Source organism: Variovorax sp. RO1 (genome assembly GCF_002849325.1).
GTDB lineage: Bacteria > Pseudomonadota > Gammaproteobacteria > Burkholderiales > Burkholderiaceae_C > Variovorax.
The window spans coordinates 1,696,649-1,716,069 of the sequence record NZ_PKMT01000001.1; the positions used below are offsets into that span (position 1 = coordinate 1,696,649).

The 19,421-nt window shown below is 67.2% G+C and carries 10 protein-coding genes; 6 read left to right on the forward strand and 4 right to left on the reverse strand.

Annotated elements, in window-relative coordinates; genetic code table 11:
- Both CY658_RS08245 and CY658_RS08250 read left to right on the forward strand, forming a co-directional pair.
- A complete protein-coding gene (locus CY658_RS08245) occupies positions 1 to 3,219 on the forward strand; it encodes a CusA/CzcA family heavy metal efflux RND transporter (protein WP_101489659.1) in 3,219 nt (1,072 codons plus the stop codon).
- Entirely contained in the window at positions 3,209 to 4,129 is a 921-nt protein-coding gene (locus CY658_RS08250; protein ID WP_101489660.1) for a cation diffusion facilitator family transporter, read from the forward strand. The genes CY658_RS08245 and CY658_RS08250 overlap by 11 nt, the downstream gene beginning before the upstream one ends.
- A gap of 100 nt (positions 4,130 to 4,229) precedes the next feature.
- Here the strand turns inward: CY658_RS08250 and CY658_RS08255 are convergent, their stop codons facing one another.
- The 4 genes from CY658_RS08255 to yjgA form a co-directional block, all read right to left on the reverse strand.
- Positions 4,230 to 7,745, reverse strand: coding sequence for an Ig-like domain-containing protein (locus tag CY658_RS08255; RefSeq protein WP_101489661.1), 3,516 nt, complete (start codon positions 7,743 to 7,745; stop codon positions 4,230 to 4,232).
- Positions 7,746 to 8,048: 303 nt separating this feature from the next.
- Positions 8,049 to 12,848, reverse strand: coding sequence for an Ig-like domain-containing protein (locus tag CY658_RS08260; protein ID WP_101489662.1), 4,800 nt, complete (start codon positions 12,846 to 12,848; stop codon positions 8,049 to 8,051).
- Positions 12,849 to 13,235: 387 nt separating this feature from the next.
- Positions 13,236 to 13,826: a molybdopterin adenylyltransferase gene (gene mog / locus CY658_RS08265; RefSeq protein WP_101489663.1), complete on the reverse strand. Its 591-nt coding sequence runs from the start codon at positions 13,824 to 13,826 to the stop codon at positions 13,236 to 13,238.
- A gap of 130 nt (positions 13,827 to 13,956) precedes the next feature.
- On the reverse strand, positions 13,957 to 14,616 hold the full coding sequence (yjgA, locus tag CY658_RS08270) for a ribosome biogenesis factor YjgA (protein WP_101489664.1): 660 nt from the start codon (positions 14,614 to 14,616) through the stop codon (positions 13,957 to 13,959).
- A gap of 98 nt (positions 14,617 to 14,714) precedes the next feature.
- Between yjgA and pmbA the strand changes: the two genes are divergently transcribed.
- The 4 genes from pmbA to CY658_RS08290 all read left to right on the forward strand — a co-directional run bounded on the left by pmbA (position 14,715) and on the right by CY658_RS08290 (position 19,414).
- Positions 14,715 to 16,085 carry a metalloprotease PmbA gene (pmbA, locus tag CY658_RS08275; RefSeq protein WP_101489665.1) on the forward strand — a complete coding sequence of 457 codons (1,371 nt, stop codon included), beginning with the start codon at positions 14,715 to 14,717 and terminating at the stop codon, positions 16,083 to 16,085.
- Between the two features lie 65 nt (positions 16,086 to 16,150).
- Positions 16,151 to 17,095, forward strand: a complete 945-nt coding sequence (locus tag CY658_RS08280) for a helix-turn-helix domain-containing protein (RefSeq protein ID WP_101489666.1) — start codon at positions 16,151 to 16,153, stop codon at positions 17,093 to 17,095.
- 175 nt (positions 17,096 to 17,270) lie between these two features.
- Positions 17,271 to 18,542, forward strand: a complete 1,272-nt coding sequence (locus CY658_RS08285) for an ABC transporter substrate-binding protein (RefSeq protein ID WP_101489667.1) — start codon at positions 17,271 to 17,273, stop codon at positions 18,540 to 18,542.
- Between the two features lie 2 nt (positions 18,543 to 18,544).
- Positions 18,545 to 19,414 (forward strand): carbohydrate ABC transporter permease, encoded by an 870-nt coding sequence (locus tag CY658_RS08290; RefSeq protein WP_101489668.1) that lies wholly within the window; start codon positions 18,545 to 18,547, stop codon positions 19,412 to 19,414.
- Positions 19,415 to 19,421: the final 7 nt, after the last annotated feature.

The window sequence follows — 19,421 nt, forward strand, 5'->3', positions numbered from 1 at the left end:
ATGTTCGAACGCATCATCCGTTTCTCCATTGAGCAGCGCTGGCTCATCCTGCTCGCCGTGCTCGGCATGGCGGCGCTCGGCGTCTTCAGCTACCAGAAGCTGCCGATCGACGCCGTGCCCGACATCACCAACGTGCAGGTGCAGATCAACACGTCCGCGCCCGGCTACTCGCCGCTCGAAGCCGAGCAGCGTGTTACGTACCCCATCGAAACCGTCATGGCCGGCCTGCCGGGCCTGCAGCAGACGCGCTCGCTGTCGCGCTACGGCCTGTCGCAGGTCACGGTGATCTTCAAGGACGGCACCGACATCTACTTTGCGCGGCAGCTCGTCAACGAACGCATCCAGTCGGCGCGCGAGAGCATGCCGCCCGGCGTGTCGCCGGTGATCGGGCCCATCTCCACCGGCCTGGGCGAGATCTACCTGTGGACCGTCGAGACGGAAGAGGGCGCGAAGAAGGCCGACGGCAAGCCCTACACGCCGACCGACCTGCGAGAGATTCAAGACTGGATCATCAAGCCGCAGCTGCGCAACGTGCCGGGCGTGACCGAGATCAACTCCATCGGCGGCTACGCCAAGGAGTTCCAGATCGCACCCGACCCCGCGAAGCTGCTGGCGCACGGCCTCACCATGACCGACCTGGTCACCGCGCTGGAGCGCAACAACGCCAACGTGGGCGCGGGCTACATCGAGAAGCGCGGCGAGCAGTACCTCATTCGCGCACCGGGGCAGGTGAAGTCGGTGGAAGACATCGGCAACGTGATTTTGGGCAACGCCGGCGGCATTCCGCTGCGCGTGTCCGACGTGGCCGAGGTCGGCATCGGCCAGGAGCTGCGCACCGGCGCCGCCACCGACAACGGCCGCGAGGTCGTGCTGGGCACGGTGTTCATGCTCATCGGCGAGAACAGCCGCACCGTCTCGCAGGCGGTCGACAAGAAGATGCAGGAGATCAACCGCACGCTGCCCGCGGGCGTGAAGGCCGTGACGGTGTACGACCGCACCGTGCTGGTCGACAAGGCCATCGCCACCGTGAAGAAGAACCTCTTCGAGGGCGCGGTGCTGGTGGTAGCCATCCTGTTCCTGTTCCTGGGCAACATCCGCGCGGCCATCATCACCGCGACGGTGATCCCGCTGTCGATGCTCTTCACCTTCACCGGCATGGTGAACCAGAAGGTCAGCGCCAACCTCATGAGCCTGGGCGCGCTCGACTTCGGCATCATCATCGACGGCGCCGTGGTGATCGTGGAGAACTGCGTGCGGCGCCTCGCACATGCGCAGGAGAAACACGGCAGGGCGCTCACGCGCAACGAGCGTTTCCATGAAGTGTTCGCGGCCTCGCAGGAGGCGCGCCGGCCGCTGCTGTTCGGCCAGCTGATCATCATGATCGTGTACCTGCCGATCTTTGCGCTCACCGGCGTCGAGGGCAAGCTGTTCCACCCGATGGCCTTCACCGTGGTGATTGCGCTGCTGGGCGCAATGATCCTGTCGATCACCTTCATCCCGGCCGCCGTGGCGCTGTTCATCGGCAACAAGGTCGCCGAGAAGGAAAACCGCCTCATGCTGTGGGCCAAGCGCGGCTACGCGCCGCTGCTGTCGCGTGCGATGAATGCCAAGCCGCTGGTCATCACCACGGCCGTGGTGGCGGTGGTGCTGTCGGGCCTGCTGGCCACGCGCCTGGGCACCGAGTTCGTGCCCAGCCTGAGCGAGGGCGACTTCGCGATCCAGGCGCTGCGCATTCCGGGCACCAGCCTCACGCAGTCGGTCGAGATGCAGAAGCAGCTCGAGCGCACGCTGAAAGACAAGTTCCCCGAGATCGAGCGCGTGTTCGCGCGCACCGGCACGGCCGAGATCGCGTCCGACCCGATGCCGCCGAACATCTCCGACGGCTACATCATGCTCAAGCCCGAGAGCGAGTGGCCCAAGCCCAAACGTACGCGCGATGAACTGCTGGCTGCCGTGCAGGAAGAGGTCGAGAAGCTGCCGGGCAACAACTACGAGTTCTCGCAGCCCATCCAGCTGCGCTTCAACGAGCTGATCTCGGGCGTGCGCAGCGACGTGGCCGTGAAGATCTTCGGCGACGACATGGACGTGCTCAACCAGACGGCCGCCCAGGTGTCGGCTGCGCTGGGCAAGGTGCCCGGCGCCGCCGAGGTGAAGGTGGAGCAGACCACCGGCCTGCCGATGCTCACCGTGAACATCGACCGCCAGAAGACCGCACGCTACGGCCTCAACGTGGGCGATGTGCAGGACGCCATTTCCACCGCCGTGGGCGGGCGCGAAGCCGGCACGCTGTTCGACGGCGACCGCCGCTTCGACATCATCGTGCGGCTGCCCGAGACCCTGCGCACCGACCTGGAAGCCATTCGCCGGCTGCCGATCGCGCTGCCGAAGGGCGCGGGGGGCGCGGGCGGCGAGGGCCTGCGCACCAGCTTCATCCCATTGGGCGAAGTGGCCACGCTCGACCTCGCGCCCGGCCCCAACCAGGTCAGCCGCGAAGACGGCAAGCGCCGCATCGTCGTCAGCGCCAATGTGCGCGGGCGCGACCTCGGCTCCTTCGTGACCGAGGCCGAAGAGGCCATGCGCGCCGTGCGCATTCCGCCGGGCTACTGGACCGTGTGGGGCGGCCAGTACGAAAACCTGGCCTCGGCCACGCAGCGCCTGCAGGTGGTGGTGCCGGTGTCGCTGCTGCTGGTGTTCACGCTGCTGTTCGCGATGTTCGGCAACCTGAAGGACGGCCTGCTGGTGTTCACCGGCATTCCGTTTGCGCTCACGGGCGGCATCGTGGCGCTGTGGATGCGCGGCATTCCGCTGTCGATCTCGGCGGCCGTGGGCTTCATTGCGCTGTCGGGCGTGGCCGTGCTCAACGGGCTGGTGATGATCTCCTTCATCCGCAACCTGCGCGAAGGCGGCCTGCCGCTGGACGAGGCCATTCGCGAAGGCGCGCTCACGCGGCTGCGCCCGGTGCTCATGACCGCGCTGGTGGCCTCGCTGGGCTTCGTGCCCATGGCCATCGCCACCGGCACGGGCGCCGAGGTGCAGCGCCCGCTGGCCACCGTGGTCATCGGCGGTATCCTGTCGTCGACCGCGCTGACGCTGCTGGTGTTGCCACTGCTGTACCGCATCGCGCACCGGCGCGATGAAGACGAGGTGCAGGATGCCAACGCGGAGCAGCAACACGGCGCGCCGCTCGATCCCGCACTGCGAGGTTTCCATGGCCCATGAGCATTCACATGGCGTAGGTGGCAATGAAAAGGCGCTGCGCTGGGCGCTGCTGCTGACCTCGACCTACCTCGTCGCCGAGGTGATCGGCGGGCTGGTGTCGGGCAGCCTCGCGCTGCTGTCCGACGCGGCCCACATGGCCACCGACACCGTGGCGCTGGCCATCTCGCTGGCCGCCATCTGGCTCGGCAAGCGACCGGCGGACAAGCGGCGCACCTTCGGCTACCACCGCTTCGAGATCCTGGCGGCCGTGGTCAATGCGGTGCTGCTGTTCTTCGTGGCGATCTATGTGCTCTACGAGGCGTACCGGCGCATCTCGCAGCCGGCCGAGATCCAGTCGATGACGATGCTGTGGGTGGCGGTGGGCGGCCTGGTCGTCAACCTCATCGGCATGCGCCTGCTGGCCAGCGGCAAGGACAAGAGCCTCAACGTGAAGGGCGCGTACCTGGAGGTGTGGGCCGACATGCTCGGCTCCGTCGGCGTGATCGTCGGCGCGCTCGTCATCCGTTTCACCGGCTGGGCCTGGGTCGATTCGGTGATCGCCGTCGCCATCGGCCTGTGGGTGCTGCCGCGCACCTGGCGCCTGCTGCGCGAAAGCCTCAACGTGCTGCTCGAAGGCGTGCCCGACGAGGTCGACCTGCCCGAAGTCGAGCGTGCGCTGAAGGCCGAGGAGGGCGTTGCCAGCCTGCACGACCTGCATGTGTGGGCACTGTCCAGCGCCAAGGTGAGCCTGAGCGTGCATGTGGTGTGCACGCCCGAGGTGGGCGACCTCGCGGCGCTGATGCTGCGGTTGCGTGCGCTGCTGGCGGAGCGCTTCGACATTCACCATTCGACGGTGCAGGTGGAGCGGGTGCCTTGCGAGCAGGCGGGGAAGGGGCATGGGTTCGGGCCTGCGGTGACTGCTGCGGGCTGACGAAAGCGCAGGCAAGCCACCAAAGAAAAACGCGACAGTCGCACGGGGCGGTTGTCGCGTTTTGCGTTGCACACGGCGCGGGTCGCGCCGGTGGCTTGGCTTACATGATCGTCACGTGGACCTTGTCCTCGACCAGCAGCTCGGCGGTTCCTGCGAGGTTGGTGTAGACGCTGTACGTCACATCCCCCACCGTGGTGTTGCCGCCTTGGGTCCAGCCATCGCTGCCGCCGAGCAGATCGACGTCACCGTTGGCGCCGTTGACCAGCATCTGCACCTTGCCATCGGCCGTGACCATGTCGCGCACGCCGCCGGCCAGCACATCGCTCGCGCGCAAGGAAAGGGTGTTGTCGCCGGACCCGAGATCGAACTTCTCGAAGCCCTGCACCTTCAGGCCGAAGGCCGACAGGTCGATGTGCATGGCCTTGCCGTCCATCACCAGCGTGTCGATGCCCAGGCCGCCGTCGACGCGCGAGAAGTCCCCGCTGGCGATGGCGATGGTGTCGTGGCCCGCGCCGCCGTAGGCGACGTCATCGGTGCCCACTTGGGTGATGGTGTCGTTGCCGGCACCGCCGCTGAGCCGGTCGGCGAAACCGAGTCGGGCCGCGAGGGTGTCGTCGTTCACGCTGAACCCCTGGGTCAGGTGGTTCGCGTCGCCCCAGTAGACCTGATAGCCGCCGCCGTCAATGGCGCCCTGATCGCTTTCCCAGGCCGAGATCGCGATGTCGTGCAGGCCGTCGCCGTTCCAGTCGCCGATGGCGCTGTTGGTGCCCATGAAGTCCTGGCTGTTCGTGCCCATCCATTTCTTCGCATCGCCCGCGGCGACCATCGCGTCCAGGTCCATGTGGGCGCTGAAGGTGCCGCCTGCCTTGCCGTACACGAGGTACACCGCGCCGTTGTCGGTCTTGCCGCCACCGTCCGCATTGGGGGCGCCGATCAGGAAGTCGTCATACCCGTCGCCGTTGACGTCGCCCGCACCGCGCACGCCGTTGCCCAGCAGGGCATCGACGCCCGTCTGGCTCGCGGAGAGCGTGAAGCCGTTGCCGCCGTCGAGGCTCTTCAGGCTGAAGTCGTTCCATCCGCCCTGCTTGCCGAAGACCACGTAGGCACGCCCGGGCGCAAAGCCGTTGGCGGTCTGGTTGTCGCCCCACAGCGGCGAGCCGATGACGAAGTCGCCGATGCCGTCGCCGTTGAGGTCGCCGATGGAAGCAATGGTGTTGCTCGAGCCGAAGAACGCATCGCCGTGCGCGTTGTCACCGTGGTCGTGAATGATGTCGCCGAGCATTTCGCCAAACTCGGTGCCGCTGATCTTGATGCCGAAGTTGGCGATGTCCTTGATAGACAGCAGGGTCGGCTGGCTGCCGGCCTTGCCGAACACGAGGTAGGCGGCACCGGCATCCACGGTTCCGTCGGCAGCGTTCGCGTCCGGGTAGGTGATCACGTAGTCGTCGTAGCCGTCGCCGTTCACGTCGCCGACCCTGTTCAGGTGGTCGCCGAAGCTGGTGCCCTGGTCGGCGCCCACGTTGTTGATCACGGTGTAGGCGCTGTCGGGCAGCTTCTTGCCGGTGACGTTGTCGTACAGGCCGTCCACGCCCAACCGCAGGTTCTGCCAGGCGGACGAGTCCGCCATGCCGTCGTGACCGTAGAGAACGTAGACCCGGTTCGAGGCGGAGTCGGTCACGATGAAGTCCGCATAGCCATCGCCGTTGACGTCACCGCCAGCGACGGCATCCGCGGTCCAGCCGCTGCCCCAGCCCACGCGGAAGCCGTCCGTCGTCGGTTGGCTCCACATGCTCGACAGGTTGATCGATGCGTCGCCCGTGGGGCGCCCGAAGATCACATAGCCGCCGTCTTCCAGGTGGCCGGCAATCACGATGTCGGCATAGCCGTCGCCGTTGATGTCGCCCAGGCCGTTCAGGTTGATGCCGATCTTTCCGATGTCGGCACCGATCCCCGTCAGCGAGAACTTGATGCCCTGTGTGCTGGTCAACGCCGACATGTCGGCCAACTGCGGCAGGCCGTTCACGCCGCCATACAGCAAGTACGCGTTCGACAGGCCCCACGGCGTGTGGCCGTATTGCGTGTAAGGCGCGGACACCAGAAAGTCCTCGAAGCCGTCGCCGTTGAAGTCGCCCGCGCTGACCATGTCCCAGCCCAGGCCGCCGTACGCCACCGTGCCGGTCCCCGTCGTCGGCGTGTTGTGGTCGATCACCAGCTTCGCCGCGGCGCTGTCGTCCAGCAGGCCGGCGGCCGACTGGTTGCCCGCCGCGTCGACCAGCACTGCCTTCAGCCGGTACGTGCCGTCCTTCATCAGCGGCAGGGTGTAGCTGAAGTTTGCAGTGCCACCGCTGGCCGTGAGCCGGATGCCGTTGCCGAACACCGTTTCGCCTGCATCCAGGATGCCGTTGTTGTTGGTGTCGTCGAACAGGGTGGCCGTGACCTTGCCGGCCGCGACTTCCGCCGCGTCCGCTGCGTTCAGGCCCGTCACCGCACCCTTGACGATCGGGTTGACCACGCCGGTGATGTTGTCGCTCGAACTGATGCCGTTGTCGCTTTCGGTTGCCAGGTCGAGCACGGTCTTGGCGCTCACGGCCACGGTGTCGACCGCGAAGTTCCAGGGGGCGCTGGCGTCGCCGGTCTGGCCCAGCGGGCTGGTGGACGTGGCGGTGATGCCGTGCGCACCGTCGGCCAGATTGGCTGTGGGCGTGAAGCGCCACTTGCCGTTCTCGTCGGCCAGGACCTCGCCCAGGTACGTGCTGCCGTCGTAGAACTTGACGGTGTGGTTGGCCTGTGCGGTGCCCGAGAGGGTCGGCCTGGCGTCGTTGGTGGTCTCGCCGGGTTGCAGCATGTGCGGCGCACCCACGTCGTCGAACACGCTGTCGATGACGGGGGCGCTCGGCGTGCCGGTGTTGACCACCACGGTGTAGCGGTCGGTCGGCGCGGTCTCGTTGCCTGCGGCATCGCGCTCCACGAGCATGAAGGTGTTGGCGCCTTCGGCCAGGGGCGTGTCGATCTGGAAGGTCCAGTCGCCGTTCTCGCCGATGGTGGCCAAGCCCAGCTCGTGCGTGCCGGTGCTGTCGCGAACCATCACGGTGACGGTATGCCCGGGTACACCGTTGCTGATGCCGCTGAGCAGAGGGCGCGCGTCGTCGGTGCTCTCGCCCGGACTCACGTTGCCGATGACGCCGCCCACGTTGTCCATGACGCCGGTGACACACAGCTGGCTGGCGTCCGGCGGGGTCACGTCGATCTCGAAGTGGAACGCGGGCGAGGGCTCGCTCGGCTCGCCGCCGGGCGACTGCGCGACGAGGGTGATGGCGTGCAGGCCGTCGTCCAGGTCGGTGGACGGCGTGAAGCGCCAGGTGCCGTCTGCTCCCACCAAAACCTCGCCGATCTCTTCGCCGTTGTCCTTGATGAAGACGGTGTCGCCCGGCGTGCCCTGGCCGTGGAATTCGGGCTGGCGGTCGTCGGTGACGCCCCCCGAAGTGATCGGTGTCTGAATGTCGCCGGCGTTGTCGAGGGCGCCATTTAACGCGGGGGGCTCTGGCAGCGCCAAAGTGCCCGCGTGCGGGATGTTTTTTTCGTCGTCGACAACGACGTTCGTGTGCTCTGAGTCCATGAATTTCCTATGTTCTGGAGGGAGAAAACAAGACCGGATCGACGAGCGAATGCACGCTGGGTGATCCGACGGGGAGGGGTCCGAAAACTGTAGAGAACGCAGGCACGCGAGGCCATCGGACGATTCTGAAAATCGCTCGCAAGGGGATAGGCCGGCGCCGAAAGTGCAAGGGGGCCGGTTGTGGCGGCGCCAGGTGGTTTTCGGCCAGCCAAAGAAAAACGCGACAGCTGCACGGGGGCGGCTGTCGCGTGGGGTGTTGTTGCTGCACACGGCGTGGATTGCGCCGTGTGCTTTGGTTGCGGCTTACAGAATCGTCACGTGCACCTTGTCTTCCACCAGCAGCTCGGCTGTGCCGGCGAGGTTGGTGTACACGCTGTACGTCACGCCGCCGACCATGGCGTTGCCGCCGCTGGTCCAGCCGTTGTCACCGGCGCTGCCGCCGAGCAGATCGACGTCACCGTTGGCGCCGTTCACCAGCATCTGCACCTTGCCATCGGCCGTGACCATGTCGCGCACGCCGCCGGCCAGCACGTCGCTCGTGCTCAGTGCCAGCGTGTTGCCGCCCGCGCCCAGGTCGAACTTCTCGAAGCCTTGAACGTTCAGGCCGAAGGCCGACAGGTCGATGCGCATGGCCTTGCCGTCCATCACCAGGGTGTCGATGCCCAGGCCGCCGTCGATGCGCTCGAAGTCGCCGCTGTGGATGCGGACCGTGTCGTCACCTGCGCCGCCGTGTGCCACGTCGCCTGTGCCGATGTGCGTGATTGTGTCGTTACCGGCACCGCCGCCCAAGCGGTCTGCGAAGCCGAGCCTGGCGATGAGCGTGTCGTCGCCTTCGGTGAAGGCTTGCGTGGCATGGCTGAGCACTTCGGCGCCGTAGCCCGAATGCACATCGAGCACATCCGCATCAACCTCGAGGGCCATGCTGCTGAACGTGGCGGCCTTGTTCTGCAGCGTGACCGTCACGCCCTGCTGCACGAGCAGCTCCGCGCCGAAGCCCGAGTGTTGATACACCTCGTACACCACGCCCGACACCGTGACGTTGGCTTTCTTGATCCAGTCGCCCGGGTCGGTGCCATCGGGCAGCAGGTCGGTCAGCGTGACCTTGTCGCCGGCATTGCCCTTGACCATCATCTGCACGCGGCCGTTGGCCACGAACTGGTCCTTGGCGCCGTTTTCCATCACGTCGGTCAGCGACAGCTTCAGCGTGTTGTTGCCTGTGCCGGTGAGGTCGACGATTTCGATGGAGCTGACCTTGCCCGCGAGGGCGGTCAGGTCGAGTGTCTGGCCGGTGCCGGTCAGCTTCAGGGTGTCGAGGCCGCCCTTGCCGGCGATGCCCGAGTCATTGAAATCGGCCACGGCGCCCACGAGGAAGACGTTGTTGCCCGCATCGCCATGCAGCACGGCCGCGGTGTCGGGCGCGAGCGTGAACACGCCGCTCGAGGAGACCTTGGCGCTGCTGGAGATCTCGATGTTGTCGATCCACAGCTGGTCGTTGCCTCTTTGTCCTGCGTTGTGGTAGGTGGTGATCTCAAACCTGGAGAACGACTTTCCGCTCGTCGAGACGTCGATGGTCACGGTGCCGCTCAGGGGCGAGATGGTGGCGCTGTGCAGCAGGCTGCCGTCGTTGGCGTACAGGCGGATGGAGGCGTAGTTGTTGTTGTCCCCCATGTAGAAGCTGAGTTTGTTGGCACTCAGGCTCAGGCTGCTGTCCAGCGACACCCGCATGCTGCCTGCGATCCAGAGCGCGTTCGAATACGGCTTCTGGATCATGTGGGGGGTGTAGTTGCTGGAATACAGACCTTGCGGATATGTCAAGCCGTTGACCGAGCCGCCGCTCGAGGACAGGCTCTGGAAGGTCAGGCTCCCGAGCTTGTAGGAAGCGCCCGTCGGCAAGTTGATCGCGCCGGTGATGGCGTTGAAGTTTTCCAGGTAAGACGACTGCCGGAGGGACTCGGCAGACACGTTGCCGGCCTTGTCCACAAGGCCGACGTTGGTCTGGCTTCCCAGTGCGAAGGGCGCATTGACGACCACGCGGCCGGCCGCCACGTCGGCCGCCGTCAGTACGTGGTCGTAGCGCTTCTCACCGCTGGTCAGGCTGATCTGGCCGCCGACTTGGGCGTTGGCCTTGTCGAACGTCACGGTCGCCTGCGCGCCGCTGATCGACATCGAGTTCGGGGCGTTGGGTGCGGTGGTGTCCAGCGCAATGGCTTGCGAGTTCACCGGGCCCACGTTGCCTGCCGCATCGGTCACGCGCGTCTGCACCGTCCAGCTGCTGGCGTGGCTGTTGTCGTCCTGCGCGCTCCACTTGTTGCCTGCAACGATGGCCGGCTTCCAGGTGGTGCCGCCGTCGGTCGACACCTGCAGGGTGTCGCCGGCGGCCAGCGGCGCCGACAGCGTGCCGCGCAGGAGGCGCCCGGCGCTGCCGTCGTTGGTCAGGAAGTCGCTGGCGCTCGTGCCGCTGTCCTTGCCCATGTCGGTGAGGGTGGCGATCTGCGTGGGCGCCGTCGTGTCCACGGTGAAGGCGAACGCATCCGACGACGCGCTGGTGTTGTCCGCCTTGTCCGTCGCGGCCACGGTGATGCTGTGCACACCCTGGCTCAGTGCGGTTGTGGGCGTGTAGCTCCAGTTGCCCGAGGCATCGGCCAGCGCGGTGCCCAGCTTCACGCCCTTGTCGTAGATCGTCACGGTGCTGCCGGCCTCGGCCTTGCCGGCGAGCGTGGGCCGTGTGTCGTTGGTGAAGCCGTCCTTGACCACGTTGCCGATCTGCGGGGCCACGTCGTCGGTCACCGACACGAGGGTGGGGACGGTCGGCGCCACCGAGTCCACGGTGAAGCCGAAGGCGGCAGACGGTGCGCTGGTGATGCCCGCCTGGTTCGTCGCCGCCACGGTGATGGTGTGCACGCCCTGGGCCAGCGCCGTGGCCGGTGTGTAGCTCCAGTTGCCCGAGGCATCGGCCAGCACCGAGTCCAGCTTCACGCCCTTGTCGTAGATCGTCACGGTGCTGCCCGCGTCGGCCTTGCCGGCCAGCGCGGGGCGGGTGTCGTTGGTGAAGCCGTCCTTGGCCACATTGCCGATCTGCGGGGCCACGTCGTCGGTCACAGACACAAGGGTCGGCACTGTCGGCGCGGCCGTGGCCACGGTCAAGGCGAATGCCGGCGACTTCGCACCGATGTTCCCTGCACCGTCGGTGTGTGCGACAGCGACGCTGTGTGCGCCTTCGCTGAACGCCGTGGCCGGCGTGTATGCCCACTTGCCCAAGGCATCGGCCTTCACCCGGGCGATCTCCACGCCCTTGTCGAAGATGACCACGGTGGCGTTCGCGGTTGCCGTGCCGGCGAAGGCGGGCCGGGTGTCGTCGGTGGTCGCGCCGTTGCCCAGATTGCCCGTCACGGGACCCACGTCGTCGGTCACCGACACGATGACCGGCACGGCGTTCGGCGCCACCGTGTCCACGGTGAAGCCGACGGCGGCAGATTGCGCGCTGGTGTTGCCGGCCTTGTCCATGGCCGCCACGGTGATGCTGTGTGCACCCTCGCTCAGCGCCGCGGCCGGCGTGTAGCTCCAGTTGCCCGAGGCATCGGCCAGCACCGTATCGAGCTTCACGCCCTTGTCGTAGATGACCACGGTGCTGCCCGCTTCGGCCTTGCCGGCCAGCGTGGGCCGGGTGTCGTTGGTGAAGCCGCCTTTGGCCACGTTGCCGATCTGCGGGGCCACGTCGTCGGTCACCGACACGAGGGTCGGCACGCCCGGCGCCACCGTGTCCACGGTGAAGCCGAAGGCCGCGGACTGCGCGCTGACGTTGCCCGCAACATCGATCGCGGCCACGGTGATGCTGTGTGTGCCATCGGCCAGCGGCGTGGCCGGGGTGTAGGCCCAGTCGCCCGAGGCGTTGGCTTGCACGCGGTCGATCTCCACGCCCTTGTCGTAGATGACCACGGTGCTGTTGGCTTCGGCCTTGCCCTTGAAGCCGGGCCTGGCGTCGTCGGTCAGGGTGCCGGCCGCCATGTCGGCGGTCACGGTGCTGCCCACGTCGTCAGCCACCGAGACGATGGTCGGTGCCGCTGGCGCCACGGTATCGACCGTGAAGTTCCAGGCAGCGCTGGCATCGCTGGTCTGGCCCAGCAGGTTGGTGGCCGTCGCGGTGACGGTGTGCGCGCCGTCGGCCAGACTGGCTTCGGGTGTGAAATGCCACTTGCCGCTGGCGTCGGCTACGACCTCGCCGATCTGGATGGCGCCGTCGTAGAACTTGACGGTGGCGCCGGCCTGCGCCGTGCCCGCGAAGGTGGGCCGGGTGTCGTTGGTCACCGCGCCTTGCTGCAGCATTTCCGTCGTGCCCACGTCGTCCTGCACGCTCTGGATGACGGGTGCGGCGATGCTGCTGGTGTCGACGGTCACGCGGTACGGTGCGGTCAGTGCGGTCTCGTTGCCGGCCGCGTCCCGCTCGAAGACCCGGAACATGTTCATGCCTGCCGCCAGGGGCGTGTCGACCTGCAGCGTCCAGTTGCCGTTCTCGCCAATCACGGCATGGCCCAGTTCGCGCTGGCCGTTGGCGTCCCGGATCGTCACGATGACCGTGTGGCCGGGCACGCCCGAGCTGGCACCGCTGATCAGCGGCCGTGCGTCGTCGGTGGTGCCGCCCGCGATCACGTTGCCCGTGATGCCGCCCACGGCGTCCAGGATGCCGGTGATGGACAGCTGGCTGGCGTCGGGCGGGGTGACGTCGATCTCGAAGTTGAACGCCGCCGACGGCAGGCTCTCGTTGCCGGCCGTGTCGCGCGCGACGAGCGTGATGGCATGAAGGCCTTCCGCCAAGTCGGACGAAGGCGTGAAGCTCCATTGGCCGTCGGTGCCCACGGTGGTCCTGCCGATGTCGATGCCGTTGTCCTTGATGAGGATGGTGTCGCCGGGCGTGCCCTGGCCGTGGAAGTCGGGCTGGCGGTCATCGCTGATGGCACCTGCCACGAGGGTGCCCAGGATGTCGCCTGCGTTATCGAAGACGTCGCCCATTGCGGGAGGCTGCACGGCGAAGGTCGACGCGCCGGCACTTGCTGCCGCACTGGTGTTCTTGTCGTCGGCAACGACGTTCGTTTGCTGGGAAGCCATGGATGTGATTGCTGTTCTCTGGACTGGAAATGGAACCGCGTCGGCGCGTGGGGATGCACGCTGTTCGATCAAGCGGTCGGGGGGATCGGGCACTCTAGGAAGCGCGGCTGAGCGCGGCCATCGGACGAGTCCCAAAAGAGGGGGGAAGGCACAGGTTTGCACCGAAAGCGCAAACAAAGTCTTTGGTGGCGGCACAAAGACAATGGCGGCGCCGCTTTCAGGGCGCGCGCGCAGGTGCCGCAAGGCGCAAGAAGGTGCCGTTGCTTCCACCGCAGTGGCGAAGGCGCAAAGCGTCCGGCGCGTGCGCGGACGCACCGTCGCGCGTCAGCGATTCAAGGGGGAGTCAGTGCTTGTCGCCGCGCGAGAGCCGGCGGCGACGGATGCGCCTCAGCGCGCGGCGCGAATGGCCGACTTGGGCCGGAAGGCCTTGCAGACCGTGTCGTCGGTCTCGAGGTACGGCCCGCCGATGAGGTCGATGCAGTAGGGCACGGCAGCAAAGATGCCGGGCACGATCTGCGTGCCGTCGGCGTCCTTCAGCCCTTCGAGCGTCTCGGCGATCGACTTGGGCTGGCCCGGCAGGTTGATGATGAGGCTCTGGTCGCGGATGACCGCCACTTGCCGCGAGAGGATGGCGGTCGGTACGAAGCGCAGGCTGATCTGGCGCATCTGTTCGCCGAAGCCGGGCATTTCCTTGTGGGCCACGGCCAGCGTGGCCTCGGGCGTCACGTCGCGCAGCGCGGGGCCGGTGCCGCCGGTGGTGAGCACGAGCGAGCAGCCGGCGTCGACCAGCTCGATGAGCGTGGCGCTGATGCGCGCGGTCTCGTCGGGGATCAGGCGGGCTTCGAACTCGAGGGGGTTTTTCAGCGCCCGGCCCAGCCACTCCTTGAGCGCGGGCAGGCCCTTGTCTTCGTAGGTGCCGCTGGAGGCGCGGTCGCTGATGGAGACGATGCCGATGCGGACGGAGTCAGGTGCGCTCATGGTGTTCTTGCTCCTTCCCCCGCTGGGGGAAGGTTGGGATGGGGGCGGGCAGAGCGCCCGATGGATACGCCGCTTGCCCCCACCCCGGCCCTCGCCCGGGAGGGGCGGGAGAAAGGCAGAGGCCGCGGGCTCATGCGTCTTCTTCGCGGTCCTGCGCCGCAGCCGCTTCGGCGTGGTCGGCGCCGCCATGCACCGCCAGCTGCGCGCGCACGAGCTGGAAGATCTCGCGATACGCCTTGCCCTGGCGCGGCGCTTCGCCGGCGGGGCCGGACTTCAGGTCCTTGCGGGCCTGGCGCACGAGGGCGCGCAGTTGTTGCGAGTCGGTGGCGGGGTGGGTTTCGATCCAGCCGCCGAGGGCGTCGTCGTCGGCGATGAGGCGTTCGCGCCAGCGTTCGGCCTCGTGCAGCGCGGCGGCTTCGGCGGCCGGCACGGTGTTCTGCTCGACCAGCGCGAGCTTGACGGCCTCGAGCGTGGGCTCGTCGAGCTTGCGCATCAGCTTGCCGATGAACTGCATCTGGCGGCGTTTGCCCTCGAAATTGGTGATGCGCTTGGCCTCGGTGATGGCATCGACGAGCTTTTCGCCCAGCGGCAGCGCATCGAACAGGGCCGCGCGCAGGCCGAGCAGCTCCTCGCCGAGCTTTTGTAGTTCGTCGCTCTCGCGCTTGAGTTCGGTACGGCTGGCTTCGTCGGTGCCGCCCTTGAGCTCGCGCTTGAGCTCAAGGTCGAGTTCGCTGCCTTCGGCAACGAAGTGGCCACGGACGAAATAGCCTTTTTTGGGTTTGCGGGACATGGGGTGGATTCTGGGCTGCGCCGTGCGGCGCTGCAACGCGCACAGGGGGCGCGGAAGGGAAAACGTGAAACAGGGGGCGCAAGTATCATAGCCACCACATGACGACATCATCCTCGCGCGCCGATTCTGGCTTCGCCTACAGCCGTTCCTTCTTCGAAAACCTGGTCGATTCGGCCCTGGCCCACGCCAAAAAGCTCGGAGCCACCGACGCCGGCGCCGAGGCCTCCGAGGGCTGCGGCCTGAGCGTCTCGGTGCGCAAGGGCGAACTCGAGAATGTCGAGCGCAACCGCGACAAGTCGCTGGGCATCACGGTCTACGTGGGCCACCGCCGCGGCAACGCCAGCACCTCCGACTTCTCCGAGGCGGCCATCCAGCAGACCGCCGCAGCCGCCTTCGACATCGCCCGATTCACGGCCGAAGACCCGGTGAGCGGCCTGCCCGACGAGGCAGACATCGCCAAGGTCCACCCCGAGCTCGACCTGTTCCACCCCTGGGCCGTGACCAGCGAGCAGGCCGCGGCCATGGCGCTGGAGTGCGAGGCGGCGGCGCTGTCGACCGACAAGCGCATCACCAACAGCGAAGGCGCCGGCGTCTCGGCGCAGCAGAGCCACTTCTTCAGCGCCCACACGCACGGCTTCCGCGGCGGCTACGCGAGCTCGCGGCACTCGATTTCGGTGGCGCCCATCGCCGGCAAGGGCGACGGCATGCAGCGCGACGCCTGGTACAGCTCGATGCGCTCGGCCGACGAACTCGCCAGCCCGCAGGCCGTGGGCCGCTACGCCGCCGAACGGGCGCTGAGCCGCCTGAAGTCGCGCAAGATCAAGACGGTCGAATGCCCGGTGCTGTTCGAGTCGCCGTTGGCCGTGGGCCTGCTGGGCGGGCTGGTGCAGGCCGTGAGCGGCGGGGCGCTGTACCGCAAGAGCACCTTCCTGCTCGATTCGCTGGGCAAGCCGGTGCTGCCCAAGCACGTCGACATTGCCGAAGACCCGCACGTGATGCGCGGCAAGGGCAGCTCGCCCTTCGACGACGAAGGCGTGGTCACCCGCGCCCGCAAGGTGGTCGATGCCGGCCGCCTCGAAGGCTACTTTCTCTCGACCTACTCGGCACGCAAGCTGGGCATGAAAACCACCGGCAACGCCGGCGGCTCGCACAACCTGACGCTGAGCTCGCGCCTCACGAAGCACGGCGACGACCTCGACGCCATGCTCGCCAAGCTCGGCACGGGCCTGTTCGTCATCGAGCTGATGGGGCAGGGCGTGAACTACGTGACCGGCGACTACTCGCGCGGCGCGAGCGGGTTCTGGGTGGAAAAGGGCCGCATCGCCTTTCCGGTGGAAGAAATCACAATTGCCGGCAATTTGCGCGACATGCTGATGGGAATCGAGGCGATTGGCGCAGATGCTTACACTTTCGGCGCAAAAACCACGGGGTCGATCCTTGTCAACCGCATGAAGGTGGCCGGCGCCTGACAGGCGCCGCCCCGGCAACGGTGCTGGCTCGACGGCCTCCCATTTCAAATACAGGGGGACTGGACATGAGCAAAAACAGCGCCGTGCGCAAGCCGGCTCTCGAGCACGAACTCTTGCGTGACCCGCGCCTGGGCTTCGAGCCGGCGGGCAGCAGCTCGGTGCGTTGCCTGCAGCACGGCGTGCCCTGGCCCTTCGACTGCTGGCATTACCACGACGAGTTCGAGCTGCAGTGCATCAACCGCACCAGCGGCGACGCCTTCGTCGGCAACCACATCGGCCATTTCGAGCCCGGCTACGTGGCCCTGGTGGGCGCGCGCTTGCCCCACACCTGGATCTCGCACGACGTGCCGCCCGAGGGCGTGCCGAACCGCAGCATGGTGATCCATTTCCGCGACGAGCCGCTGCGCAAGGGCGTCGACCTGTTCCCCGAACTCGAAACCGTGCTGCCGATGCTCGACCGCGCCAGGCTGGGCATCGAGTTCTTCGGTATCGGCGAGATCGTGCGCGAGCGCTTCAAACGCGTGCAGAAGCAGGAGGGCATGGCCCGGCTGTCGGAGTTCATCGGCCTGCTGCACGAACTCGCGAACTGGAGCGACTGGCGCCAGATTTCCAGCAACGCCGAGCCCACCGACGAAGACCCCACGGCCAACACCCGCATGCGCCGCGTGCTCGACCACCTGCACGCCCACCTGGCCGAAGAGCTGTCGCTGCCCGCCGTGTCCGCCATCGCCAACATGGCCGAAAGCAGCTTCTCGCGCTACTTCCACAAGCACATGGGCAGCACCTTCACCGACTTCGTCACGCGGCTGCGCATCACCAAGGCCTGCGAGATGCTGCAGGTGTCCGACCGCCTGGTGAGCGAGATCTGCTACGAGGTGGGTTTTGCGAACCTGGCCAACTTCAACCGCCGCTTCCTGCAGCTCAAGGGCATGACGCCCTCGGCTTACAGGCAGCAGGCGCAGGGCCGTTTCGGCCTGCGCAGCGCGCACAACACGCCGCTGGCCGCCTGATCCTGCCCTGATACGAGTTTGCCTCTCGGGCTAAACCCCGAGAGGGCTTGGCGTCAAAGTATCAGGTGCCCGGTGGGCATGTACGCGGCTCGCCGGACCGGCCGCCTAACCTTCGTTTCGTTGCATTTGCCGACATTTCGCCGGCAATTTGCACCGACAACGAAGGAGACACGACATGCCGCTTCCCCCCACGTCCCGTCTGGCCGGCCTCGCGCTGGCGCTCGCCACGCTGGCGCCCGCCGCGCTGGCCCAGGTCTGCAAGGAGGACGTGCGCGTCCTGTCGCAGCCGCGTGAAGGCCTGACGCTGCTCGAAAAGTCGAAGGACGAGTTCAAGCGCTTGAGCGGTGCCTCGTTCAGCGTGGACAACCTCAACGAGAACGATCGCCGCGCCAAGTCGCGCGCCGATGCGTCCACGGTCGGCAAGTACCACGTGTACTACGTGGACGAGGCCAACGTGGCGCAGTTCGTCCAGTCGAAGTGGATCGTGCCGCTCACGCCGTACTACCCGGCCAGCTACGACTACGCCGACTTCGATGTCGGCCGCCAGAAGGTCGCGAGCTTCGCGGGCCAGACCTGGTTCGCGCCCCTCACGGGCGGCGGCGACCTCATGGTCTACCGCAAAGATTTGCTCGAGAAGGCGGGCATCAAGCCGCCGGCCACGCTCGACGAGTTTGTGGCGGCCGTGAAGAAGCTCAACGACCCGGCCCACGGCGTCTACGGCGTGGCCCTGCGCGGCCAGCGCGGCTCGGGGGCCAACGTGTGGCGCTGGATGCCGTTCTTCCGCGGCTATGGCGGCCAGTGGTTCGATGGCGACAAGCCGGTCTTCAACTCGCCCGCCGCCGTGAAGGCGACGCAGACCTACCTCGATCTCTTCAAGTACTCCGCGCCCGGCACCAAGACGGGCGGATGGGACGAATCCACCGGCGCCTTCCTGGCCGGCAAGGTCGCGATTTTGGTCGAATCGACGCCGCTCGCGGGCAACGCGCTCGACCCCAAGATGTCGACCGTGGTCGGCAAGATCGCCTACGCCGTGCCGCCCACGCCGCTCACCGGCGGTGGCTACGGCCACGGCCTGGCCATCGGCGCGCGCGCCAACAAGACCGAAGAGGCGAAGAAGTGCGCGGGCCTGTTCATCGCCTGGGCCACGTCCAAGGAGAACGAGCAGCGCCGGCTGGCGGAAGGCCAGTTCGGCGAACTCAACCGCACCAGCGTGCTGGGCAGCCCGGCCTTCGCCAAGCGCTACGGCGCCGACCTGGGCAAGGCGCTGGCCGACACCGGCAAGGTCACGGCCGTGAACTTCTGGCAAGACCCGGCCTGGCCCGACCTGGGCGACCGCTGGGGCATCATTCTGGAAGAGCTGATCACCGGTTCGCGCACCGACATCCAGGGCGGGCTCGACGAACTCGACGCCTACGCCAAGCAACTGATCGCGCGTCGCAAGAAGTGAGCATGCGTTCCCACAAAACACGGCTGCCGGCCGTGTTCATCGGGCCGGGGCTGCTCGTGCTGGCAGTCCTGGCGCTGGTGCCGACGGTGTTCGCCATCGCCATCTCGCTGCAGGACCGCGAGCTGGGCCAGACCGACACGGCCTGGGTCTGGTTCAGCAACTACGTGCAGCTGTTCTCGGACCGGCGCTTTCTGAACTCGGTGCGCGTGTCGCTGGTGTGGGAGGTGCTGACCGTCAGCGCCACCATGGCGCTGGCCGTGCTCATGGGCACGCTCATGCACCGCTGCGCCACGCCGCGCTGGCGCCAGGTGCTGTCGATGCTGTTCATCGTGCCGGTGCTGCTGCCGCGCGTGTCGGCGGCCTTCGTCTGGAAGTTCGCCTTCCACCCGCTGTTCGGCCTCGTGACCTGGCCGTACAAGGCGATCACCGGCGAGCCGCTCGACCTGTTCGCCGACCCGGTGCTGGCGCTGCTGACGGTGGCCTTCGTCGACGTGTGGCAGTGGGGCCTGTTCTTCGCCGTCATCGTGCTGAAGCTGCTCGAGACCTTGCCGCCGCAGCCCTTCGAGGCCGCGCGCCTGGACCACGCGAAGACGTGGGAGGTGTATGCCTACGTGGCGCTGCCGATGCTGAAGGCGCCGCTCATCAGCCTGACCTTCGTGAAGATGGTCGAGTCGTTGCGCGCCTTCGACCTCATCTACGTGATGACGCGCGGCGGCCCCGGCATTTCGACCGAGACGCTCGACATGTACGCCTTCTCGCAGGGCTTCATCGAGTCGGGCCGCATCTCGTACGCGTCGAGCATGGCGGTGCTGATGATGGTCGCCTCGACGGTCGCGTTCACCTACATCTGGAAATGGACCAAGCCGTCATGAAGAACTT